This window comes from Sphingomonas sp. AP28, from assembly GCF_056680455.1.
This window is the reverse complement of record NZ_CM155283.1, coordinates 2,487,182-2,507,371: the sequence shown is the minus strand read 5'-3', so window position 1 is coordinate 2,507,371 and position 20,190 is coordinate 2,487,182. Positions and strand designations below refer to the sequence as shown.

18 protein-coding genes are annotated in these 20,190 nt (G+C 67.2%); 8 read left to right on the top strand and 10 right to left on the bottom strand.

The window, feature by feature from the left end:
* Window positions 1–29 precede the first annotated feature (29 nt).
* Together AC1MH0_RS11455 and AC1MH0_RS11450 are read right to left on the bottom strand one after the other, a co-directional pair.
* The gene (locus tag AC1MH0_RS11455) at window positions 30–1,385 is read right to left on the bottom strand and encodes a carbohydrate porin (protein ID WP_480962878.1); all 1,356 of its coding nucleotides are present in this window, start codon (window positions 1,383–1,385) and stop codon (window positions 30–32) included.
* Between the two features lie 259 nt (window positions 1,386–1,644).
* Entirely contained in the window at window positions 1,645–3,957 is a 2,313-nt protein-coding gene (locus AC1MH0_RS11450; RefSeq protein WP_480962877.1) for a DNA translocase FtsK, read from the bottom strand.
* 143 nt (window positions 3,958–4,100) lie between these two features.
* Here AC1MH0_RS11450 and AC1MH0_RS11445 point away from each other — a divergent pair, with 143 nt between their 5' ends.
* Entirely contained in the window at window positions 4,101–5,315 is a 1,215-nt protein-coding gene (locus AC1MH0_RS11445) for a UbiH/UbiF/VisC/COQ6 family ubiquinone biosynthesis hydroxylase (RefSeq protein WP_480962876.1), read from the top strand.
* A 6-nt stretch (window positions 5,316–5,321) separates the two neighbouring features.
* Window positions 5,322–5,858, top strand: coding sequence for an MAPEG family protein (locus tag AC1MH0_RS11440; protein WP_480962875.1), 537 nt, complete (start codon window positions 5,322–5,324; stop codon window positions 5,856–5,858).
* On the opposite strand, the gene AC1MH0_RS11435 is transcribed toward AC1MH0_RS11440, so the two are convergent.
* From AC1MH0_RS11435 to AC1MH0_RS11415, 5 genes are all read right to left on the bottom strand, one after another.
* Window positions 5,836–6,573: a DUF2238 domain-containing protein gene (locus AC1MH0_RS11435; RefSeq protein ID WP_480962874.1), complete on the bottom strand. Its 738-nt coding sequence runs from the start codon at window positions 6,571–6,573 to the stop codon at window positions 5,836–5,838. The genes AC1MH0_RS11440 and AC1MH0_RS11435 overlap by 23 nt on opposite strands.
* Complete coding sequence (locus AC1MH0_RS11430; protein ID WP_480962873.1) at window positions 6,555–7,214, bottom strand: alpha/beta fold hydrolase; 660 nt, start codon at window positions 7,212–7,214, stop codon at window positions 6,555–6,557. The genes AC1MH0_RS11435 and AC1MH0_RS11430 overlap by 19 nt, the downstream gene beginning before the upstream one ends.
* Before the next feature lie 40 nt (window positions 7,215–7,254).
* Window positions 7,255–8,556: a CitMHS family transporter gene (locus tag AC1MH0_RS11425; protein WP_056064457.1), complete on the bottom strand. Its 1,302-nt coding sequence runs from the start codon at window positions 8,554–8,556 to the stop codon at window positions 7,255–7,257.
* 223 nt (window positions 8,557–8,779) lie between these two features.
* Complete coding sequence (locus AC1MH0_RS11420) at window positions 8,780–10,261, bottom strand: OprO/OprP family phosphate-selective porin (protein ID WP_480962872.1); 1,482 nt, start codon at window positions 10,259–10,261, stop codon at window positions 8,780–8,782.
* Entirely contained in the window at window positions 10,258–11,340 is a 1,083-nt protein-coding gene (locus AC1MH0_RS11415; protein ID WP_480962871.1) for an ABC transporter substrate-binding protein, read from the bottom strand. The genes AC1MH0_RS11420 and AC1MH0_RS11415 overlap by 4 nt, the downstream gene beginning before the upstream one ends.
* Window positions 11,341–11,449: 109 nt before the next feature.
* On the opposite strand from AC1MH0_RS11415, the gene AC1MH0_RS11410 reads away from it, so the two are divergent.
* The 3 genes from AC1MH0_RS11410 to AC1MH0_RS11400 all read left to right on the top strand — a co-directional run bounded on the left by AC1MH0_RS11410 (window position 11,450) and on the right by AC1MH0_RS11400 (window position 16,005).
* Complete coding sequence (locus tag AC1MH0_RS11410; protein WP_200912584.1) at window positions 11,450–12,115, top strand: response regulator transcription factor; 666 nt, start codon at window positions 11,450–11,452, stop codon at window positions 12,113–12,115.
* Window positions 12,105–13,499 carry a sensor histidine kinase gene (locus AC1MH0_RS11405; protein WP_480962870.1) on the top strand — a complete coding sequence of 465 codons (1,395 nt, stop codon included), beginning with the start codon at window positions 12,105–12,107 and terminating at the stop codon, window positions 13,497–13,499. The genes AC1MH0_RS11410 and AC1MH0_RS11405 overlap by 11 nt, the downstream gene beginning before the upstream one ends.
* An 88-nt stretch (window positions 13,500–13,587) precedes the next feature.
* Complete coding sequence (locus AC1MH0_RS11400; protein WP_480962869.1) at window positions 13,588–16,005, top strand: bifunctional diguanylate cyclase/phosphodiesterase; 2,418 nt, start codon at window positions 13,588–13,590, stop codon at window positions 16,003–16,005.
* 4 nt (window positions 16,006–16,009) lie between these two features.
* Here AC1MH0_RS11400 and AC1MH0_RS11395 read toward each other — a convergent pair whose 3' ends face one another.
* Window positions 16,010–16,330 (bottom strand): hypothetical protein, encoded by a 321-nt coding sequence (locus AC1MH0_RS11395; protein ID WP_480962868.1) that lies wholly within the window; start codon window positions 16,328–16,330, stop codon window positions 16,010–16,012.
* 281 nt (window positions 16,331–16,611) lie between these two features.
* Between AC1MH0_RS11395 and AC1MH0_RS11390 the strand changes: the two genes are divergently transcribed.
* From AC1MH0_RS11390 to AC1MH0_RS11380, 3 genes are all read left to right on the top strand, one after another.
* Entirely contained in the window at window positions 16,612–18,066 is a 1,455-nt protein-coding gene (locus AC1MH0_RS11390) for a PAS domain-containing protein (RefSeq protein WP_480962867.1), read from the top strand.
* Window positions 18,067–18,080: 14 nt separating this feature from the next.
* Entirely contained in the window at window positions 18,081–18,413 is a 333-nt protein-coding gene (locus tag AC1MH0_RS11385; RefSeq protein WP_133020103.1) for a hypothetical protein, read from the top strand.
* 91 nt (window positions 18,414–18,504) lie between these two features.
* On the top strand, window positions 18,505–18,855 hold the full coding sequence (locus tag AC1MH0_RS11380) for a response regulator (protein WP_333961083.1): 351 nt from the start codon (window positions 18,505–18,507) through the stop codon (window positions 18,853–18,855).
* Between the two features lie 46 nt (window positions 18,856–18,901).
* Here the strand turns inward: AC1MH0_RS11380 and AC1MH0_RS11375 are convergent, their stop codons facing one another.
* Together AC1MH0_RS11375 and AC1MH0_RS11370 are read right to left on the bottom strand one after the other, a co-directional pair.
* Window positions 18,902–19,207, bottom strand: coding sequence for a hypothetical protein (locus AC1MH0_RS11375; protein WP_480962866.1), 306 nt, complete (start codon window positions 19,205–19,207; stop codon window positions 18,902–18,904).
* Between the two features lie 28 nt (window positions 19,208–19,235).
* Window positions 19,236–20,120 (bottom strand): type 1 glutamine amidotransferase, encoded by an 885-nt coding sequence (locus AC1MH0_RS11370; protein WP_480962865.1) that lies wholly within the window; start codon window positions 20,118–20,120, stop codon window positions 19,236–19,238.
* Between the last annotated feature and the right edge of the window lie 70 nt (window positions 20,121–20,190).

Genomic DNA, 20,190 nt, shown 5'->3' with positions numbered 1-20,190 from the left:
ATTCGGCGGGTTCCGTCAGGGCGCGCGGACTACAGCGTAATCGCGCCCTTCAGGCCGAGCACCGCGACGTCGTTCGCGTCGTGCACGCCGCCGGGGTTGTGGATGAACTGTACGTTCGGACGCAACTCGAGCCACTTGGTGGGGTGGACGCTGTAGTAGATCTCCGACGCGTATTCGGCATCCTGCACCGCGGGCCGCGTCGGATCGAGTTCCTGGCCCTTCGCCACGCGTCCGTTCACGTTGGTCCGCGCCACGCCGAAGCCGAGGATGTCGTTCGGCCGCCACGGCACCAGCCCCTTGTAGAACAGCCCGGCGGCGATCTGGTTGTCGGTGGTCGAGGTGGCGCGATCGGCCTGCGTCGCGTTGAGGAACACGCTGAGTCCGGTGACCGACTTGCCGTCCTTCGAGGTGCCGGTGATCTGTTGCTGGATGTTTAGATACACCCCGTAGCGCGCGCTGCGGCGGAGCGGTTCGAGTCCGGTGATCGCGATCGGCCGGCGGTTCAGGTCGTAGAATACGTCGTCGCCGTTCGAGGTGTTGACCCAGCCGCCGACCTTGTATGCACCGACCCGGCCGTCGTCGTCGCCGCGCCGCCATTCGGCCTCGACCGGGATCAGAGCGCCGGTCGCGCCGTGGAAATGGCCGATCACGAAGTCGTTATCGAGGTTGCGCGGGTTCACTTCGTAGGCGGCGGTCTTCAGCGTGAGGTGATCGTTGACGTCGTAGCGCAGCCGCGCGCCCCATTGGCTGACCGGCCAGTTCTGCCAGTAATCGCCGTTCAGATTGCCCGGCGGCGCACCGCAGAAGCTGAGGTTCTGGAAATAGCACGAGAAGGACGCGAAATCCTCGCCCGGATTGGTCCGGCCGATCTTCAGTTCGAGCTTTTCGCCGAGCATCTGCTCGTACCAGAATTGCGTGAGGCGGACGGTCTGCCCGCGGCCGTACACTTCCTGGACCTGTTGCAGCACGCCGAGATTGGCGTCCGCACCCAGATCGCGGCCACGGCGGTAGGTGACGGTCGCCTGGAACGCACCGCCCCTGAGGCCGACGACCTTGTCGAGATCGAGGAGCACGCCGACGTCGAACTGGCCGGTTTCACGCAGCAGCTTCCGGTCGCCGCCGGAAAAATTATATGCGCTTTCCGAGGCATAGCGCGCGCTGAGGCCGATGCCGCGATCGGCCAAGCGTTTGCGGATGTCGAACCAGTCGGCGAACAGGCCGGGCGGCGGGGTGCGCTGCGTATCGGCGGTCAGCGCGGAGGGCGACAGATCGCTGTCACGGCGCACGCCGGAGCGCGGGCGGTGCTGCGTGTCGGTCGCGCTGCTGCCGGGGGTCTGCTTGGCGGTGTCCTGCGCGGAGACCTGACCGGTTAGGGCGAGCGCCAACGCTGTCGCTGCACAAAACCGCCGATACCCCATCACGCCCACCTGTTTTTCGTAACTTGTATCAACCTCGTATACCGGGCCTTCACAGTCTGAAACCCTCGACAGGCCAAAGGGACTCCAGGAATCCTCCCACGCCAGGGGGAGGTGGCTGGCACTTGCCAGACGGAGGGGGAGGCACGCGACCACCTCTGCTCCGTGCCCTCCCCCTCCGTCACCTTCGGTGCCACCTCCCCCTGGCGGGGGAGGATCGAATCCGACGCTAGATCGCATGCCCCTCGGTATCACGCAGCACTTCGCGGCGGCCGACGTGATCCGGGCGACCTACGATGCCGTCCTTCTCCATCCGCTCGATCAACCGCGCAGCCGAGTTGTAGCCGATCCGCAACTGGCGCTGGAGCCACGAGGTCGACGCCTTCTGCGACTCGCAGACCAGCTGGATCGCCTGGCGATATTGCTGGTCCTCCGCCGAATCCTCACCGGTCGGCGAGCCCTCCAGCGCGAAGCTCTCCTCGGGCTCCTCAGTGACGGAGGAGATGTAATCGGGCAGCCCTTGCGAGCGCCAGTGATCCGCCACCAGCCGCACTTCGTCATCGGTCACGAACGGCCCGTGGACACGCACGATGCCCTTGCCGCCGGGCATGTAGAGCATGTCGCCCTTGCCGAGCAGCTGCTCTGCGCCCTGTTCACCGAGAATGGTGCGCGAATCGATCTTCGACGTCACGTGAAAGCTGATCCGGGTCGGCAAATTAGCCTTGATGACGCCGGTGATGACGTCGACCGACGGCCGCTGCGTCGCCATGATCAGGTGGATGCCCGCCGCGCGGGCCTTCTGCGCGAGCCGCTGGATAAGGAATTCGACCTCCTTGCCCGCGGTCATCATCAGGTCGGCGAGCTCGTCGACGATCACCACGATCTGCGGCAGGACGTCGTATTCGAGCTTCTCCTCCTCGTACATCGGCGCGCCGGTATCGGGGTGATAGCCGGTCTGGACCTTCCGCCCGAGCGGCTGCCCCTTGGCCTTCGCACCGCGCACCTTGTCGTTGAAGCCGGCGAGGCTGCGCACGCCCACGGAGGACATCTGGCGATAGCGATCCTCCATCGTCTCGACCGCCCATTTCAGCGCGCGCACTGCCTTGGCGGGATCGGTCACGACCGGTGACAACAGGTGCGGAATGTCGTCGTACATGCTGAGCTCGAGCATCTTCGGATCGATCATGATCATCCGGCACTGGTTCGGCGTCAGCTTGTAGAGCAGCGATAGGATCATGCTGTTCAGGCCGACCGACTTGCCCGAGCCGGTCGTCCCCGCGACCAGCAGATGCGGCATCGGCGCGAGATCGGCGATAACCGAATCGCCCGCGATGTTCTTGCCGAGGATGATCGGCAACTGCGCCGACTGGTCCTCGAACGTCTGGCTGCCGACGAGTTCGTGCAGACTAACCGCCTCGCGCCGCGCATTCGGCAGCTCGATGCCGATCACGTTGCGCCCCGGGATCACCGCGACGCGCGCGGAGATCGCCGACATGTTGCGCGCGATGTCGTCGGCCAGCGCGATCACGCGGCTCGCCTTGATGCCGGGTGCTGGCTCGAGTTCGTACATCGTCACGACCGGCCCCGGCCGGACCTCGATGATCGATCCCTTCACGTGGAAATCGTCGAGCACGTTCTCCAACAGCCGGGCGTTGCGCTCCAGCCCCGCCTTGTCGATCACGTTGCCCTGGCTCGGCGGTGAGGGCGTCAGCAGGTCGAGGCTCGGCAGCGTGAAATTGTCGCGCAGATCGAGCGACGACTGGCGCTCCTTGGGCTTGGCCTGCGACGGCGCGTTCTGGCGATCCGCGATGACGGGAGCGGGACGCGGGTCGGGCTCGGCGACGGCACGCGGCTCGACCGGTTTCCGGGTCAACGTTAGCGGCTCGTCGTCGTCCTCGTCGATCTCCGCAAAGCCGTCATAGCCGAGCGCCTCGGTCCGATTGCGACGGGGAAGGCGCCATTTGCGCTCGCCGAGATCGATCTCGATGCTCTTGCCCCAGACGATCGCGCCGGCGATCGCGGCGACCAGCCCGATTGCGCGCGCGGACCAGAGTTCGGCGACCGGTTGGCTGATGAAGCTCAACGCCCAGTGCACCGCGCTGGACACCGACAGGCCGATCACGCCGCCCCATCCGGCGGGTAGCGCCAGCACCGACGTGCCGGACACGAACGCCAGCGCGCTCGCCATCAGCGCGACGCCGATCGCCGCGCCGCGCACCATCCGCACCCAATGCCCGAGCGGCGCGTCACGCCACAGTCGCATCCCGAGAATCGGTCCGATCGGGAGCAACAGCGCGACCGCCGGCCCGAACAGCGTGAGCGCGATGTCGGCGAACCATGCACCCGGCGGCCCGACCAGATTGGCGGGGTCGCCGCCCGACGCGGTGTTCAGCGCGGGGTCGCTCGGGTGATAGCTCGCCAACGCCAGCGCCATCAGCAGCGTGCCGACGAACAACGCGATCGCGGCGATCAGCGCGCCGCTGCGGACGGCACCCGCCTTCACCGTCTCACGCCACAAGGCTGGCTGCGCGCGGCTGGCCATGACCCGTATTCTCCAGATTCTCTACAATAGAGAAATGCATCGTCCCCGGCAGCGTCAACGTCAAGATAACCGCGCTGCAACACGGGTTAAAGCGCGTCGGGAACGTCGTTGGCAGCGACCGGCTACCGGGATAAAGCGCGATCATGGACACAGATGTAATCATCCTCGGTGGCGGGCTGGTCGGTGCGACGCTCGCCGTGGCGCTCGACGTGCACGGCATCTCGACGATCGTGATCGACCCCGCCGACCCCGCGGTGACTCTGGCGCCCGGCTTCGACGGCCGCGCCTCGGCAGTCGCGAGCGCGAGCCACCGCATGCTCGATGCGATCGGCATTGGCGCGACATTGGCGGGACAAGGGTGTGCGATCCGCCAGATCCGCGTCAGCGATGGCCTCGAACCCGGCGCGCTCGATTTCGTCCCCGCCGCAGACGATGGCGCGCTCGGCACGATGTACGAGAACAAGCTGCTCCGCCGCACGCTGTTCGACGCCGCGACCGCCGCGCCGCATGTCGATCTCCGCATGCAGACGCGCGCGACGACGGTCGACCGTGCCGAATCGGGCGTCACCGCCACGCTGGACTCGGGCGACGTCATTCGCGCGCCGCTGTTGATCGCCGCGGAGGGTCGCAACTCGCCGACGCGCGAGGCCGCCGGGATCACGATCGCCCGCTGGTCGTACGAGCACGCCGCGATCATCGCCGCGTTCCACCACGAACGCTCGCACGAGGACGTCGCGTACGAGATCTTCTACGCGAGCGGCCCGTTCGCGCTGCTTCCGCTGCCGGATGATGCCGACGGCCACCGCTCGGCGATCGTCTGGACGGTCGACGCGAAGAACGCCCCCGGCATGCTGAAACTCGGCGACCGAGCGTTCCTCGCTGAAGCCGAGAAGAGCATGGGCGGCTTCCTCGGCAAGCTGTCGATGGCGACGCCGCGCGCGTCCTATCCGCTCGGCTTCCACCACGCTGCGCGGATCACCGACACGCGGCTCGCATTGGTCGGCGACGCCGGCCACGGCATCCACCCGATCGCCGGACAAGGGCTCAACTTAGGCTTCCGCGACGTCGCGACGCTCGCCGAAGTGCTCGTCGAGGGCAAGCGGCTCGGCCTTGACCTCGGCGACGCTGCCTTGCTCGCCCGCTACCAGCGCTGGCGCGGGCTCGACACGTTCATGACCGCGGCCGCCACCGACACGCTCACCCGCCTGTTCGGCCTCCCCGGCAAGACGGCCAGTGCCGTACGTCGTTTCGGCATCAGCGCGGTCAACGCGATCCCGCCGCTCAAGGACCGCTTCATGGCGGAAGCACGCGGTGAATCGGGTGACTTGCCCAAGCTGTTGCGGGGCATGACGGTCTAGCACGCGGTGACCGATCCGGCCTTCCGACGCGAACAGCGCGGCGTAGGTGTCCGGATGGCTGGCGCGTTGCTCGTCACCGTCGCGATCGTCGCGGCGGCATTGGTGTTGGGACCGGCGGCGCCGCTTTCCCAACGCCTCGCCACTGCGATCATGGTGGATCTGACGGTTGTCGCATGGCTGGCCGGCGGCATCGCCAATGTCGCGCGGTTGCGGTTCTTTTCGCCCACCGACATCGCCGGGAGCGGCAGGACCGACGCGAGCGCCGCGGTACGCGATGCCGCCGCGGTGCTTCAGAATACGCTGGAGCAGGTTGCGCTCGCCGTCCCGGTCCATATCGCCGCGGCGGTCATGATCGAACGATCCGCGACGCTGTCGATCGCGCTAGGCGTAATCTTCACGATAGGTCGCACAGCCTTTTTGCGAGGCTATCCCCACGGTGCGCAAGCCCGCGCATTCGGATTCGCCATGACCTTTTATCCGACGCTGGTCACGCTGTTCGTCGTCGCTGCCTTCGCCGTGTTCAGGATGTCCGATTTGATCTGAGTCGCTCGATCTGTCGATCGTGAACGCGCGACAGTAGCAATAGCGCGAGCGATGCCCCGACCAGGCACATCAGCATGTCCCACTGCGTGTCCCACGGGTCGCCTTGCGTCCCCAGGAAAGCATCCGCACCCTGTCCCAGCGACACCGCGGCGGCGAACTCGATCAATTCGTACAGCGCGCTGACGCTCAGACAGTAGGCGAGCACGGTAACGGCCAACAGGCGCGGCGCGGTGATCGCGCGGGTCCGTACCAGAAGTTCGCGGAGGACTATGGCGGGGACGAAGCCCTGCATCAGATGGCCGAACCGATCATAGGGATTGCGCGCGAGATGCAGCCAATCCTGCACCGCGAAACCGATCGGCACCCGCGCATAAGTGTACGCGCCGCCGAGCATCAACACCAATCCGTGGAGCGCGATCAGCACGAGCGCGAGCGTCGTGAACGCGAAGCTGCGGCGCAGGGCGACCAATATGGGGAAGGCGATCAGGACCGGCGCGATCTCCATCCACCACGTCGCGCGATCGAACGGAGCCCAGCCGGATGCGACGAGCCCGATGGTCCACACGCCGGCGAGGACGAGGAGGTGGCGGTCGGTTGTGTCCATCGGCGCGCGTGCCTTCGTCGATTTGGTGCGGGGCATCGCTACGCCGTCGAGGGTGGCCTGCCCAGCAGCGTCGTTCGTGTCCTCCCGATCGATCAGCCGGTCTTCAGCCACTGGCGGAGCAGAGCGGTGACTTCGCCGGGACGCTCCATAGGTGCGAGGTGGCCGCAGGAGCGCAGCATGTGGAACCGCGAGCCCTCGATCCGCGCACTCAGCGCGCGTGCGTCGTCGGGGGTGCAGATCAGGTCGCGGTCGCCGACGGCTACCAGCGTCGGGACGTGGATCGCGGCGATCGCCTCGCTGATGTCGGGGCGTGCGAGCAGCGCGCGTTGCTGGCGTTCGAAGACGGTCTGGCCGACGCGCTCCGCCATCGCCTGTGCAGGGCCGGCGACGATCGCGGTCAGGCGCGGGTCGGCGTGGGGCGCGGTGGCGAGCAGGCCTTGGCCGACGACGGTGCGCGGGCGTACCTCCATCGACGCGCGCGTGCCGAACAGCGCGATCCGCTCGATACGCTCGGGGGCTTGCCGCACCATCTCCATCGCGACGTAGCCGCCGAGGCTGACGCCGGCGACCGCGAACCGCGGCGGTGCGCTGGCGAGCACGCGCGCGGCCATTTCGGACAGCGTATCGTCCTGCGACAGGTCGCCGAAATCGACCTGTGCGACGGCGGCGAGGTCGACGATCTGGCGCGCCCAGAGCTGCCCGTCGCAGCCCATCGCGGGGAGCAGCATCAACGGTGTACGCGGTCGGACCATGCGAAATCTCCGGTAGCGGCGGGTTGCGGGGATGCTCACCTCAGGCGACGAACGGAAAGGCGAGCGCGATCATGCCGACGATCGTCATCACGACGCAGACCGCGATCGCGGGCACGAGCGTAAAGCGCTGGTGATCGGCGAGGTCGATCCCGACCAGGCTGACGAGCAGATAGGTCGACGGCACCAGCGGGCTGAGCAGGTGGACCGGTTGGCCCATCAGCGACGCGCGGGCGATCGCCTCGGGCGCGACGCCGTAATGCGCGCCGGCCTCGGCGAGGATCGGCAGCATCCCGAAATAGAACGCGTCGTTCGAGATGAAGAAGGTGAACGGCATGCTCAGCACCGCGGTGATCGGCGCCATGTACGGCCCGAGCGCGGGCGGGATTACGCCGACCACCGCCTTGCTCATCGCCTCGACCATGCCGGTGCCGCCGAGAATGCCGGTGAAGATACCCGCCGCGAAGATCAGCGACACCACCGCGAGCACGTTGCCGGCATGCGCGGAAATACGCTCCTTCTGGTCGGCGACGCCGGGATAGTTGACGATCATCGCGATCGCGAACGCCAGCATCATCAGCACCGACAAGGGGAGGATGCCCCACACCAGCAACGTCAGCAGCGTGATGACGAGGGCTGCGTTGAACCAGATCAGCTTGGGGCGACGTGCCTCGGGATATTGCGAGACGGCCATGCCGGTGAACTCGGTGTCCGCCGTGATCCCCGCTTCACCCATGCGGACGCGCTCCTTGCGCCCGAAATACACGGCGAGCCCGATCAGGAAGGCGAGGCCGGCGATCATGCCGGGAATCAGTGGCAGGAACAGCGTCGCCGGATCGAGCTTCAGTGCGCTCGCCGCGCGCGCGGTCGGCCCGCCCCACGGCGTCAGGTTCATGATCCCGCTCGTCGTCATCAGCAGGCAGACGAGGTACAGCCGGTTCATGTTGAAGCGCTTGTAGAGCGGCAACAGCGCGGCGATCGTGATGATGTAGGTGGTCGACCCGTCGCCATCGAGACTGACGAGCGCGCACAGCACGACCGTCCCGATCAAGATCCGCATCGGATCGCCGTGGACCATCCGGATCAGCCGTCCGACCAGCGGATCGAACAGGCCCGTGTCGGTCATTGTCGAGAAGAACAGGATCGCGAACAGCAGCATGACGCCGGTCGGCGCGAGGTTCTTGATGCCGTCGATCATCATCGGGCCAAGACCCGCGGCCTCACCCGCGAACACGCCGAAGATCGACGGGATCACGATGAGCGCGACCAGCGGCGTCATCTTCTTGGTCATGATCAACGTCATGAACGTGGCGACCATCAGGAAGCCGAGCAGGGCAAGGTTCATCGCTTCGTCCTAGGAAAGGGCGTGAAAAAGGGAGCGCGCACGGTCACGTAAACCGTTGCTGCTATTGTCGCGGGGGCCGCCACAAACACTCCGTCATCCTGACGAAAGTCAGGACCCAGGGTTACAGGGCGCAGCGCTGCGTGGCCCTGGGTCCTGACTTTCGTCAGGATGACGGGAGGCGGGATACTGCTTGCAGCGCCAAAAACAGGACCAGCACCCAGCATCAGAACGTAACCCCGACGCGGGCGCTGAGCGTCTGGCCGCTGTCGTTGCCGACATAGTCGCCGGCGCGGTTGTCGGTGTTCCACTGGATCGCGTTCACCTGGAAGCGGGTGAAGCTGTTGAGGTACCAGTTGACGCCTACCGTCGCTGCCCAGCCGTCGCCGCCGGTGAGCAGATTGTCGAAATCGAGGCTTTCGTAGCGCGCGGTGAGCTCGATCGCGCCGACGCCGCCGTCGAAGGTCGGCTTCAGCACCTTGGGCTGGCCGAAGCTGCCGAGCCGCGGGTTGTACGGCGGCAGGTCGCCGGTCAGGAACAGGCCACCCGAGACGCTCCACGCCTTGCTGACGAAATCGGGACGACCGCCGTCGAGCCGCGCGTTGCGGCGGCCCGCTTCGCCCATCACCCACAATGGCCCGCGATAGCCGCCGAGCTCGACGCCGTAGCCGGTCGTGCCGGTGCCGCCGATCAGCGGCCCGGTCGACACGCGTAGCGCCCCGTTGAAGCGGCCGCCGATCACCGTGTTGCGAGTCAGCGTGCCGGCGACCGACGACAGCGATTCGTCGAAGCCCCACGCGCCGATATGCAGCACGCCGGTATCGGACTTGATCGGGTTCCAGTGCGCGCGGCCGAGCACCGTGCGGCTGTCGCCAACGGTCTGCGTGCCGTCGATCCGGTCGCCGGTGATCGTCACCGAAGCGTGGCCGGTCTTCCAGAAGATGCGTGGCATCACGCCGATGCCGTAGAAACCACGCTGCGGGATGATCGCGGTGGCGACCGTGGTGCGCTCGAGGAACGGGGTCGAATCCGAGCCGGTCGAACCTTCGAAGCCGCGATCGTTGAACAGGTGACCGGCGCGGACGTCGTAGTCGAGGCCCGGCTTGATCTTGTTGCGCCAGCCGACGAACGCGGTGACGACGTCGACCTCGTTCTCCGAGAAGTCGCTCTCGAACTGGTAGAAGAAATGCGTGCCGACGCCGCCTTCGAGGCCGAGGCGGAGTGCGCGCATGCCCGTCGTCGTGATGTTGCGGCCGTCGTATTTCGAGCCGAAGCTCGAGCTGACGTCGGTCAGGATGCGACCGCGCGGCTTGAACGTGTAGACGCCGTCCGCCGAGTGGAAGACCGGGAGGCCCGCGCCCCATTCGGTGGTCACGCCCGACGGATTGTCGCGTGCGGCGACCGCCTGCGCGACGCTGCGATCGGCGGGGCCCGGAGGCGCGAGTTGTGGCGCGAACGGCACGGTGCGACGCGGCTCGGTGTTCTGCGCGACTGCCTGCGGTGCGATTTGGACGGGTGGCACGGGCGCGGACGCCTGCGCGACGGCGGCGTTGTTCTCCAGCCGGTCGAGCCGCGACTTCAACGCGGCGATCTCGGCGGCCTGGGCACGGACCAGCGCGGCGAGGTCGGCGTCGGTCGGAGTCTGGGCCAGCGCGGGCGTCGCGGCGATCAGCGCGAGTGCGGCGCACCCGGTACGGAAGAGAGTCATTGTTGGGCTCCGGTGGCGAGAATCGCGGTCCAGTCGCGCAGGAAACGCTGGCGCTTGACGCGGTCGAGGTTGACGAGAAGTTGGGGGCCGACGCGGATCGGCCGGGCCTGCGCGGGAGGAAGACGGCGGGCGGAAACGTCGGTGCGGACCGGCCACAGGCTGCGCTTGGCGAGCAGCGACTGACCCTCGCGCGACAGCAGGAAATCGAGGAACAGCTTTGCCGCCGCCGGGTGCGCAGCCTCGCGCGCGATGAACGCGATCCGCGAGGTGACGATCGTGTAGTCCTGGAGGAACGCGACGCCGATGCGGGGATCGGTCCGCGCGCGTTCGAGCGCGTAGGAGCCGATGACGTTGTACGCGATCGCCTGCCGCCCCTCGGCGACGCCGCGCAGCATCGGCTCGCTGGTCCGCGACAGCACGGGCTTGGTCGCGGCGATCGCCTCGAGCAACGACCGCGTGTCGCGCGTGATCGCGAGATCTTCCGACAGGTACAGATAGCCGACATTCGAGCGCGCCGGATCGAACGTGGTCACCCGGCCTGTCAGGGCGCGCGCATTCTTCCGCAGCCATGTCTCCAGCGCGGCGTGCGTGCGCGGCACCTGTCCGGCGGGCACGAGGCGCTTGTTGTAGACGATCCCGATCGGCTCCGCGGTGACGCCGAAGCCCATGTTCTTCCACACCGATACCGGCGGCAGCGCGGGCTTTTCGGGGCTCGCATAGCCTTGCGCGAAGCCGTCGTTGATCAGCTTGACCTGGAGGTCCATCGCCGACGACCAGACGAGATCGGCGGACATTTTTTTCGCGCGCGTCTCGGTGACGAAGCGGCGGTACATCTCGGTCGAGCCGATATCCGCGTACAGCACGGTGATGCCCGGATAGCGCTTCCGGAACGCGGCGACGACGGGCAGCAACTCGGCGCGATCGGCATTGCCGTAGATCCGCACCTGCCGCTCGACGCGCGCGTCGGAGATGAGCTGGTCGTAGGAGCGCGGATAATTGGCAGGGCGCTGCGCCACGGCCGTCGCGGCAAGCGCCGACAGCCCGGTCAGTATCGCGATCTTCACTAAAATGCGTGCCATCATCACTCTCCTCGCCTTCCGTCTCTGTGTTCGGATAGACTGCAACGGTGGAGTACGAAGCGAACCTGTCACCAACCTTTCACGCCGATCGGGCGCAGGACGAGCCGTTGTGCGCATCCTGCTGATCGAGGACGACGCGGCTCTCGCGCGCAGTATCGCGGCATTGTTGCGCGCCGGGGGCAACGCGGTCGACCACGTCGCGACCGGTGAGGAGGCGCTGTCGGTGGTCGCCGGCGAGCCCTATGCGCTCGTCATCCTCGACGTCGGGCTGCCCGGTATCGACGGCTTTTCGGTGCTCGAAACGCTGCGGCGGCGCGGCGAGCGGGTGCCGGTGCTGATGTTGACCGCACGCGATGCGCTCGACGACCGGGTGCGCGGGCTCGACCTCGGCGCCGACGATTATCTCCGGAAGCCTTTCGAACCCGAAGAACTCGAAGCCCGCGTGCGCGCGCTCGGCCGGCGGCGCGGCGGCGATCCGCTGCCGGTGCTCAGTGTCGGTACGCTGACGATCAATCGCTCGACCGGCGACGCGGACATCGCCGGCCGTGCGCTCGACCTGCGTCGGCGCGAGCGCGCGGTGCTGGAGGCGCTCGCCACCCGAGCCGGCCGGGTCGTCCCGCGCGCGTTGCTGATCGGCGAGGTGTTCGGGTTCGACGAACCGGTCGGCGACAACGCGATCGAGGTCCATGTTACGCGGCTGAGGACCAAGCTCGCGCCCGACGGCCCCGGTATCCGCACCGTCCGCGGGGTCGGCTATATGCTCGATGCCGGCTGAGACGCGGACTCCCGCGCTGCGCACGCGCCTGTTGGTCGCGGTGCTCGGGCCGTTGCTGGCGGCGGCGATCCTGATCGGCGTGGTCGGTGCGACGCTGATCGCCGACGTCGTCCGCCGCACGAATGACCGCGTGCTCGGTGGTGCGCTCGGCGCGATCGCCGAGACGGTGCAGGTCGAACGCGGCGAGGTGACGCTCGATCTTCCCTCCGCCGCGTTCGGGATGCTGGAGAATACCGAACGCGACAACGTCTATTACCGCGTCGCCGTCGGGCCGGACCTGCTCACCGGCTATGCGGATTTGCCCGCCCCCGATCCCGCCACGCTCTCGATCGACGTGCCGCGCTACCGCTTCGCGCGCTACCGCGGCCAGCAGATCCGCATTGCCGAGGTCCGCCGCTCGCTCCCCCGGATCGACAAGCCCGTCATCGTCCAGATCGCCGAGACGCTCGACAACCGCGGCGCGCTCACCCGCCGGCTGATGCTCGCGCTGCTGATCGGCGAATGCGTCCTCGTCGGCGCCGCCGCGCTGTTGCTGCGACCGGCGTTAGGCTGGAGCCTCCGTCCGCTCGCCCGCCTCCGCGACGCGGTGGAGGCACGCGACGAACGCGCGCGTCCCGATTTCTCGCCGCTCGACACCGGCCCGCTCCCCAGCGAACTCCGCCCGCTCGCCGGCGCGTTCGACCGCCTGCTGGCGCAGCTCGACACCGCGACCGTCGGCGTCCGCCGCTTCACCGCCGACGCCTCGCACCAGATGCGTACGCCCCTGTCGGTGCTGAAGGTCCAGGTCGCACTTGCCCGCCGCGGCTCGGGCCCCGAACGCAGCGTCGCGCTCGACGAGATCGCCGACGCGGTGACTCGCCTCGAACGGCTTGTGACGCAGTTGCTCGCCCTGGCGCGCGCCGAGGAAGCCGGCGTGTCCGCGCCGCTGGAGGCAGTCGACCTCCGCGAAGTCGCGGCGGCGGTCATCACGCGCCAGATCAACCGCGCGATCGATGCCGGGATCGACCTGAGGATCGAGGGCGACCCGGATGTCGGCCACGTCGTCGCCGGCCACCGGACGTTGATCTTCGAGATCCTGTCCAACCTGATCGACAACGGCATCCGCTATAACCGGCGCGGCGGCACGGTGTCGGTCAGGCTGCAAAGCACGCCGGCGGAAACATCGATCGCGGTCGTCGACGACGGGCCGGGGATACCGTACGACCAGCGCGAGATGGCGTTCGACCGATTCGTCCGGCTCGGTGCGCCGGGTAGCCCGGAGGGGAGTGGGCTCGGGCTGGCGATCGTGCGGTCGGCGGCGACTCGCCTCAACGCGACCGTGGCGTTCGGTGACGCGGCCAGCGGCACGACCGTCATCCTGCGGTTCTTTCACACGCGAGATTAAGCTACATCAACATCGGTCGATGGGTAGCACTCGCCCGTGCGACTTCCTTAACGTGTTCGTGGCACTCTAGAAAAAACGACCGAGCGCCATGGTACCCATTCTCTTCAATCTCCATTTTCAGCATTCGGGCTATCTGGTCGTCGTCGCGATCGGGATTTGCCTGACCGCGAGCTGGTCGGTGTCGTTGCTGACCACGGACATGACTCATGCGCCGCGACGCGAGCCGCTCGGCTGGCGGCATGCCGCGCTGGCGCTGGCGGGCGGGCTGGGCGTGTGGGCGACGCACTTCATCGCTATCCTCGCGTACCGACCCGACCTTCTGCTGCGCTACGATCCGTTCGTGACGACGGTGTCGGCGCTGGTCGGCATCCTGACAGTCGGCGTACCGATCGTCGCGATCACGCGGGTGCGGTCGCACAAGGGGCGGATCGTCTCGGCGGGGATGGCGGGTTCGGGCATCTGGTGCATGCACGCGGTCGGGCTGACCGGCATGATCGACTGCATCCACGTCTTTTCCTGGCCGACCAACGCCGCCGGGCTGGTGATGGGAACGCTGCTGCTATCGTCATGGCAGGTCAACCGCCGATGGTCGCGGTCGCGCCCGATCGGCTGCCTCGTCTTCGCGTCGTCGATCTGCGTCACGCATTTCCTGTCGCTGTCGGGCGATCTCGTCCTCGGCAGCATCAACGACGTGCCCGGCAGCGTGTTGTCGCCGGGGCTGGTCGCCGCCTGCATGACCTTCGCAGTGTCGGTCACCTGCCTCGGCAGCCTGCTGACCTTCGCGCGGTTCAAGACGACGCGCGAGGAAGAGGCGCAGACGCTGAAGTCGGTGATGGAGAGCATGTCCGACGGGCTGGTATTCATCGACCGCGAAGGCCGCCTGCGCCATTTCAACCGGCGTTTCCTCGACCTGTTCAATACGCCGGTCGACGCGATCGGTCCGGGGCTGACGATCGACCAGTTCCTCGACGTCATCGCCGCGTGCCGTGGCTGGGCGGCGGAAAAGCGTGCGCTGGTCGGTGGCGCGATGAAGCAGTGGGTACAGCTCGACGACGATTTCGACCGCGAGTGCGAGATGGAGGATGGCCGGACCTATCAGATGCAGTGCCGGTCGATCCCGCGCCAGGGCATCGTGCTGACGTTCAACGACGTCAGCGCCGAACGCCGTGCGCTCGATAACCTCACCCATCTCGCCTATCACGACCCGCTGACGGGGCTGCGCAATCGCCGGGCGCTGCGCGAGGAAAAGGAGGCGCGGATCGGTCTGGGCAAGCCGTTCTCACTGCTGCTCATCGACCTCGACGATTTCAAGCGGATCAACGATGCGTACGGCCATGCGGTGGGCGATACGCTGCTGATCCACGTCGCCGCCGAGCTTGCGAGCCTGTTGCCCGACGACAGCTTCGTCGCGCGGATGGGCGGCGACGAGATCGCGATCATCGCCACGCAACTCGGCGATGCGGCGACCGCGCTGGCCGATTCGATCGTCGTCCGGCTGAGCGCGCCGGTCATCATCGACGAACGCCGGCTGCTGCCCGGATGCAGCATCGGCATCGCTGGGTTCGCCAACGACCTGACCCCGGACGAACTGATGAAGCGCGCCGACATGGCGCTGTACGAGGCAAAGCGGCGCGGGCGCAGGCGCGCGCAGCCCTATGTCGCGGGCCTAGCCGAACGCCTGGTCGAACGGCAGCACATCACCGACGACCTTTACGAAGCGGTGCAGAATGGCGGCTTCGCGCTTGCGTTCCAGCCGGTGGTGGCGCTGTCGGCGGGCATCACCACCGGGTACGAGGCGCTGATCCGCTGGAACCACCCGACGCGCGGCTGGATCTCGCCCGATACCTTCATCCCGATCGCCGAGGATTGCGGCCTGATCGAGGAGATCGGCCGCTGGGTCATTATGGAAGCGTGCCGACAGCTGGCGGGCTGGTCGTCGCACCTCCACGTCGCGATCAACGTGTCGGCGGGACAGCTGAAGTCGGACGCGCTGCTGCACCATCTGACGCAGGCGATCCTGGTTCACGGTATCGCGGCGGAGCGGGTCGAGGTCGAGATTACCGAGACCGCGCTGATCGACGATGCCGCGCGCACCGCGGCGATGCTGGCGCGGATCCGCCGGACCGGGATCAAGGTCGCGCTCGACGATTTCGGCACCGGCCAGTCGTCGCTCGCGCATCTTCGCGATTTCCAGTTCGACCGAATCAAGATCGACCGGAGCTTCGTGATCGACGCGGGCTCGGACCCGCGGTGCATGGCGGTGTTGCGCGCGACCGTCGCGATCGGCCAGGAACTCGGCGTGCTGACGCATGCGGAGGGAGTCGAGACGCGCGAACAGCTCGAACTGCTGCGCTCGATCGGCTGCGACGCGGTGCAGGGTTATCTAGTCGGGCGACCGGTCGTGCCGTTCACCGATGCAGTCGAAAATCTCGTGCCGATGTCGGTGGGCATGGTCCCCAGCCCGACAGGTGGCGATCCGGCGGCTGTCGCACGGATCGCCGCCTGACCGCTTACCGGCAGATCCGCAGCGCGATCGCGTCGAGTTCGCGGTCGTAGCTGGCGCGCTCGGCCGCGCTCAGGAAGCCCTGTTTGGCGACGAAGCGATCGGTGGCGCGGCGGACCTTGTCGACTCGCTGCCAGAGTTGCGTGCCTTGACGCTCGGTGATCCGGCGGGCTTTCCGCGCGGTGCCGATATCCGCCTGCAGGATGTTCGCGCGCACCGAGATATGCGCCTGGCGCGGGTCCTTGATCGATCCACCGAGCTCGCCCTCGACCGCGTGCTGCTCGGTTGCAGCTCGGATAATCCTGTCGCGGGGTCTGCGCCGTGGCACCGGTCGCGCCGACCGCCAAGACGACGAACATGAGACTTTTCACGATTGCTCTCCTGCCACGCACCCCATTGGTGCGGCTCGCGCGCTACTACGAACACCCTGAACGTCGGTTGTGCGCGGACCACGCGTGACTATCCCGCCTGCCGGGCATTCGAATTACGGGCATTCGAAATAATGTCGGGCAGTCGAATTGCTTCCGTGCAACGAGGGTATGCTATTGTGGGGGTGGAAGATTTTCGATAGCAAATGGTCGCTTGGAACAGAGTAGGAACCAGACGTCCTTGGACGACCAGGATGCCGATCATAGTCTGATCATGGCAGCATTCGGTCGCTCGCTCGATGCGAGCGATCCTTTCGTCGTCGGTTTCAACGAGGCGACATTGCCTATGGCGATCAGCGATCCGACGCTCCCCGACAATCCGATCATTCACGTGAACGCCGCGTTCGAGCGTCTGACGGGCTATGCCCGCGACGAGGTGGTCGGACGGAATTGTCGGTTCCTGCAAGGGCCGCAGACATTTTCGGAGGACGTATCGCGCCTGCGGGATGCGATCGGGCGGTCGGAGCGAATCGAGGTCGACCTGCTCAACCACCGCAAGGACGGGACGCCGTTCTGGAACCGGCTGCTGGTCGCGCCGGTGTTCGATCGCAGCCGGCATCTGCGCTATTACGTCGCGTCCCAGCACGACGTGACGCTCGAACGCGAGACGCTCGCGCTGCTGGAAGCAGAGCAGCGCGAACTCGAGGCGTCTGCCGCGGAGACTCAGGTTCGGCTCGCCGACAGCGCCGCGCGGCTGCAATTCGCGTTGAAGGCTGGGCGGCTGGGCGCATGGACCTTCGATCCCGCCAGCCAGCATCTCGACGCGTCGGATGGCTGCAAGATCGTCTTCGGCTATGATTCGGGCGCGGCGTTCGGTTATCCCGAGTTCCTCGAAACGATCCATCCGGAGGATCGCGCGCGCGTTGTCGAGGCGATCCAGGAGACGATCGCGACGGGATGCGACTACGACATCGAATACCGCATCGTGACGCCGACGGCCGAGGTTCGCTGGGTCGCGATCCGCGGCGAATTGCTGACGCGCGCGGATGGAACGGCGCTGTCGATGACCGGCTTCTCGACCGACATCACCGAGCGCAAGCGGACCGAGGAACACCGCGCGCTGCTGGCGGGCGAGTTGACGCACCGGGTCAAGAACACGCTCGCGACGGTCAGCGCGATCGTCAACCAGACGTTGCGCGATGCCGCGTCGATGTCCGAGGCGCGCGACACGATCGGTGCGCGGATCGGATCGCTGGCGGTCGCGCACGACCTGTTGCTGCGCGACGAGGTGGAGGGCGGGACGATCGCGGATATCGTGACCGGGGTGATGGCGCCGTTCGACGATGGCGGCGGTCGCCTGTTCTCGGTCGAGGGGCCGCATGTCCGGCTCGAGCCGCGCGTGACGCTCGCCTTGTCGATGGCGCTTCACGAACTGGCGACCAACGCCGCCAAATATGGCGCGCTCCACGTCGCGGGCGGGCATGTCACGATTTCATGGAGCGTCGGTATCGGCGAGGGCGGACGCCGGCTGGCCTTCATGTGGGAGGAGACCGGCGGCCCGGTGGTCACCACGCCGACGCGCACCGGCTTCGGATCGCGGATGATCGAACGCGTGCTCGCACAACATATGCGCGGCACCGCCCGGATCGAGTATCGCGACACCGGCGTCGTCTTCACGATCGACGCGCCGCTCTAGGCTCGCTTGCGTCGATGCCGAAACCGCCCCCGCTGACGACCCCCGACGGACGGTATATCGTGGTGCGCGGACGGCTTTGGCGGACCGCGAACCCCGGCCTGGACGAAGACGACCGCGTGCGACTGGTTGCGGCGTTGATGGACGGGCGGCGAGGCGTGGCCGCGGCGAAGCGGGAGGGCGATAGCGCAGCGGAGGCGGCTGCGCGGGCCGCGGTCGATGCGGCGAAGCACGGTCTGGGCGAGCGCGGGCCGGTCTGGTGGACCGATGGCGCGCCCGATCTCAACCGGCACATGGCGCGCACGACGCGCTATGCGGAGTGGTTTGCGACGGTGGATGACGCCGCGTAACCGAGTAACCTATTTTACCATAAAATATGTCCAAGCCGGACCCGAGCCGGACCCAGCGCGTTGAGAGGCACTGGTTTGACGGGAAACGCAGATGTGTCACGTGCTTGTGATCGAAGACGACTGGCTGATCGCGGACCATATCATCAGCCTGATCGAGCAGGCTGGCGCCACCTCCTATGATCAGGCCGATTGCGAGACCGATGCGGTCTTCGCCGCGGGCGCGCGCATCCCGGACATGATCGTGTCAGACGTCCGGTTGCGTGAGGGTACTGGTCCATTGGCGGTGCAGCGGATCATCGCGGCACACGGCGACATCCCCGTCATGTTCATTACCGGAACGCCCGAGGCGTGCGTGCCGTGCGATCCGCCTGCCGCAGTGCTCGACAAGCCGATCATCGAATCGGCGGTTATCGAGACGTTTCGGAGACTTGCGCCGCACTGAGCGGCGGCGAGGTACGGCGTGGTGAGCGCCGTACCTCGATTGGCTATCAGCCCCGAATATCGCTCGCGTCGAATTCCTTGAATGCGGCCTTCACCTCGGCGGCGCGCGCATCGTCCGCGATGTCGACCGAGACGACGATCTTGCCTTCCAGCGCCGCATCGTCGCGCGATTCCGGCGTCGGGTCCTTGCCTTCGGTATCCGAACCAGCCTTCTCGTCGCCGACGCTGTTGGCTGCGCCGTCGGTGGTGATGAAGATGTCGGTCCGCTCGATGCCCTGCTCCTGGACCAGGCGCTCGACGGTCATCTCGGCTTCGCGGCGGGTATCGAACTTTGCCTTGAGAGTGGTGGACATTGGTCGCTCCTTGTTGCGGGTCAAAAGGTCAGGCGGGACACAGATCGGGCGATGCGGCGTGTGCGCGATCGCTGGCGTCGATGTCCGCGAGGTGATCGAGGAAATTGTTAAGTTCGGTGCGGCGCCGCGCTTCGTCGGCGAACTCGCGGTCGACGCCGAGCGCCCATAGCAGCGAGCGGCGATCGGGATCGTGGTGGAGCGCATCGAGCTGGTCCGCGCGGTGCTCGACATCGTCGGCCGTCTCCGCGAGCCCGGCTTCGACGATGTCCTCGGCCTGGCGACGCAGCGCCACCGCGATCTCGCCGAGCGCGAGTTCGGGGTGATATTGCACGCCCCAGAAAATCCCGCCGTCGTGGCGGATCTCGGCGGCCTGGATCGTCGTGACGGCGTTGCTCGCGAGCAGGGTCGCGTCGGCGGGAAGCGTCTCGACCTCGTCGCCGTGGATCGCGGGGGCGTCCCAGCTGGCCGCGCGGCCGGCGAGCAGCGGGTGATCGCGGCCGGCGTCGGTCGGCGTGATGCGGCGGGCGATCCCGGCCTCCATCCGCTGCGGCATCTTGCGGACTTTTCCACCGGCGGCGGCGACCGCGAGCTGTAGCCCGGCGCAGGATCCGAACGACGGCGTGCCCGATGCGAATATCGATCGCATGAAGGTCAGCTGGCGTCGGACCTCCGGGCTGTCGTCATAGACGTGGAGCGGCGATCCGGTGATGAACACCGCGTCGAACAGGCCCAGCGCGCTGGCCTCGTAGACCTGCGCATCGTCGTCGGCGGGTGCGACGATCGTGATCTCGGCATCGGGACGGAGTTGACGAAGCGTCGACGCGTAGGTTTCGCCCGAGCTTTTGCCGGCATGGCGACGACGCGCCTCGCGCTCGTCCGCGGTCTCGCTTTCGGCAACCAGAAAATGCGGCAAACCCGGTCCTCTCCCGTTTCGGTTCGAGCGACCTCAACGCGCTGGCACGCGTTTCGTCCGCCGCCACCGC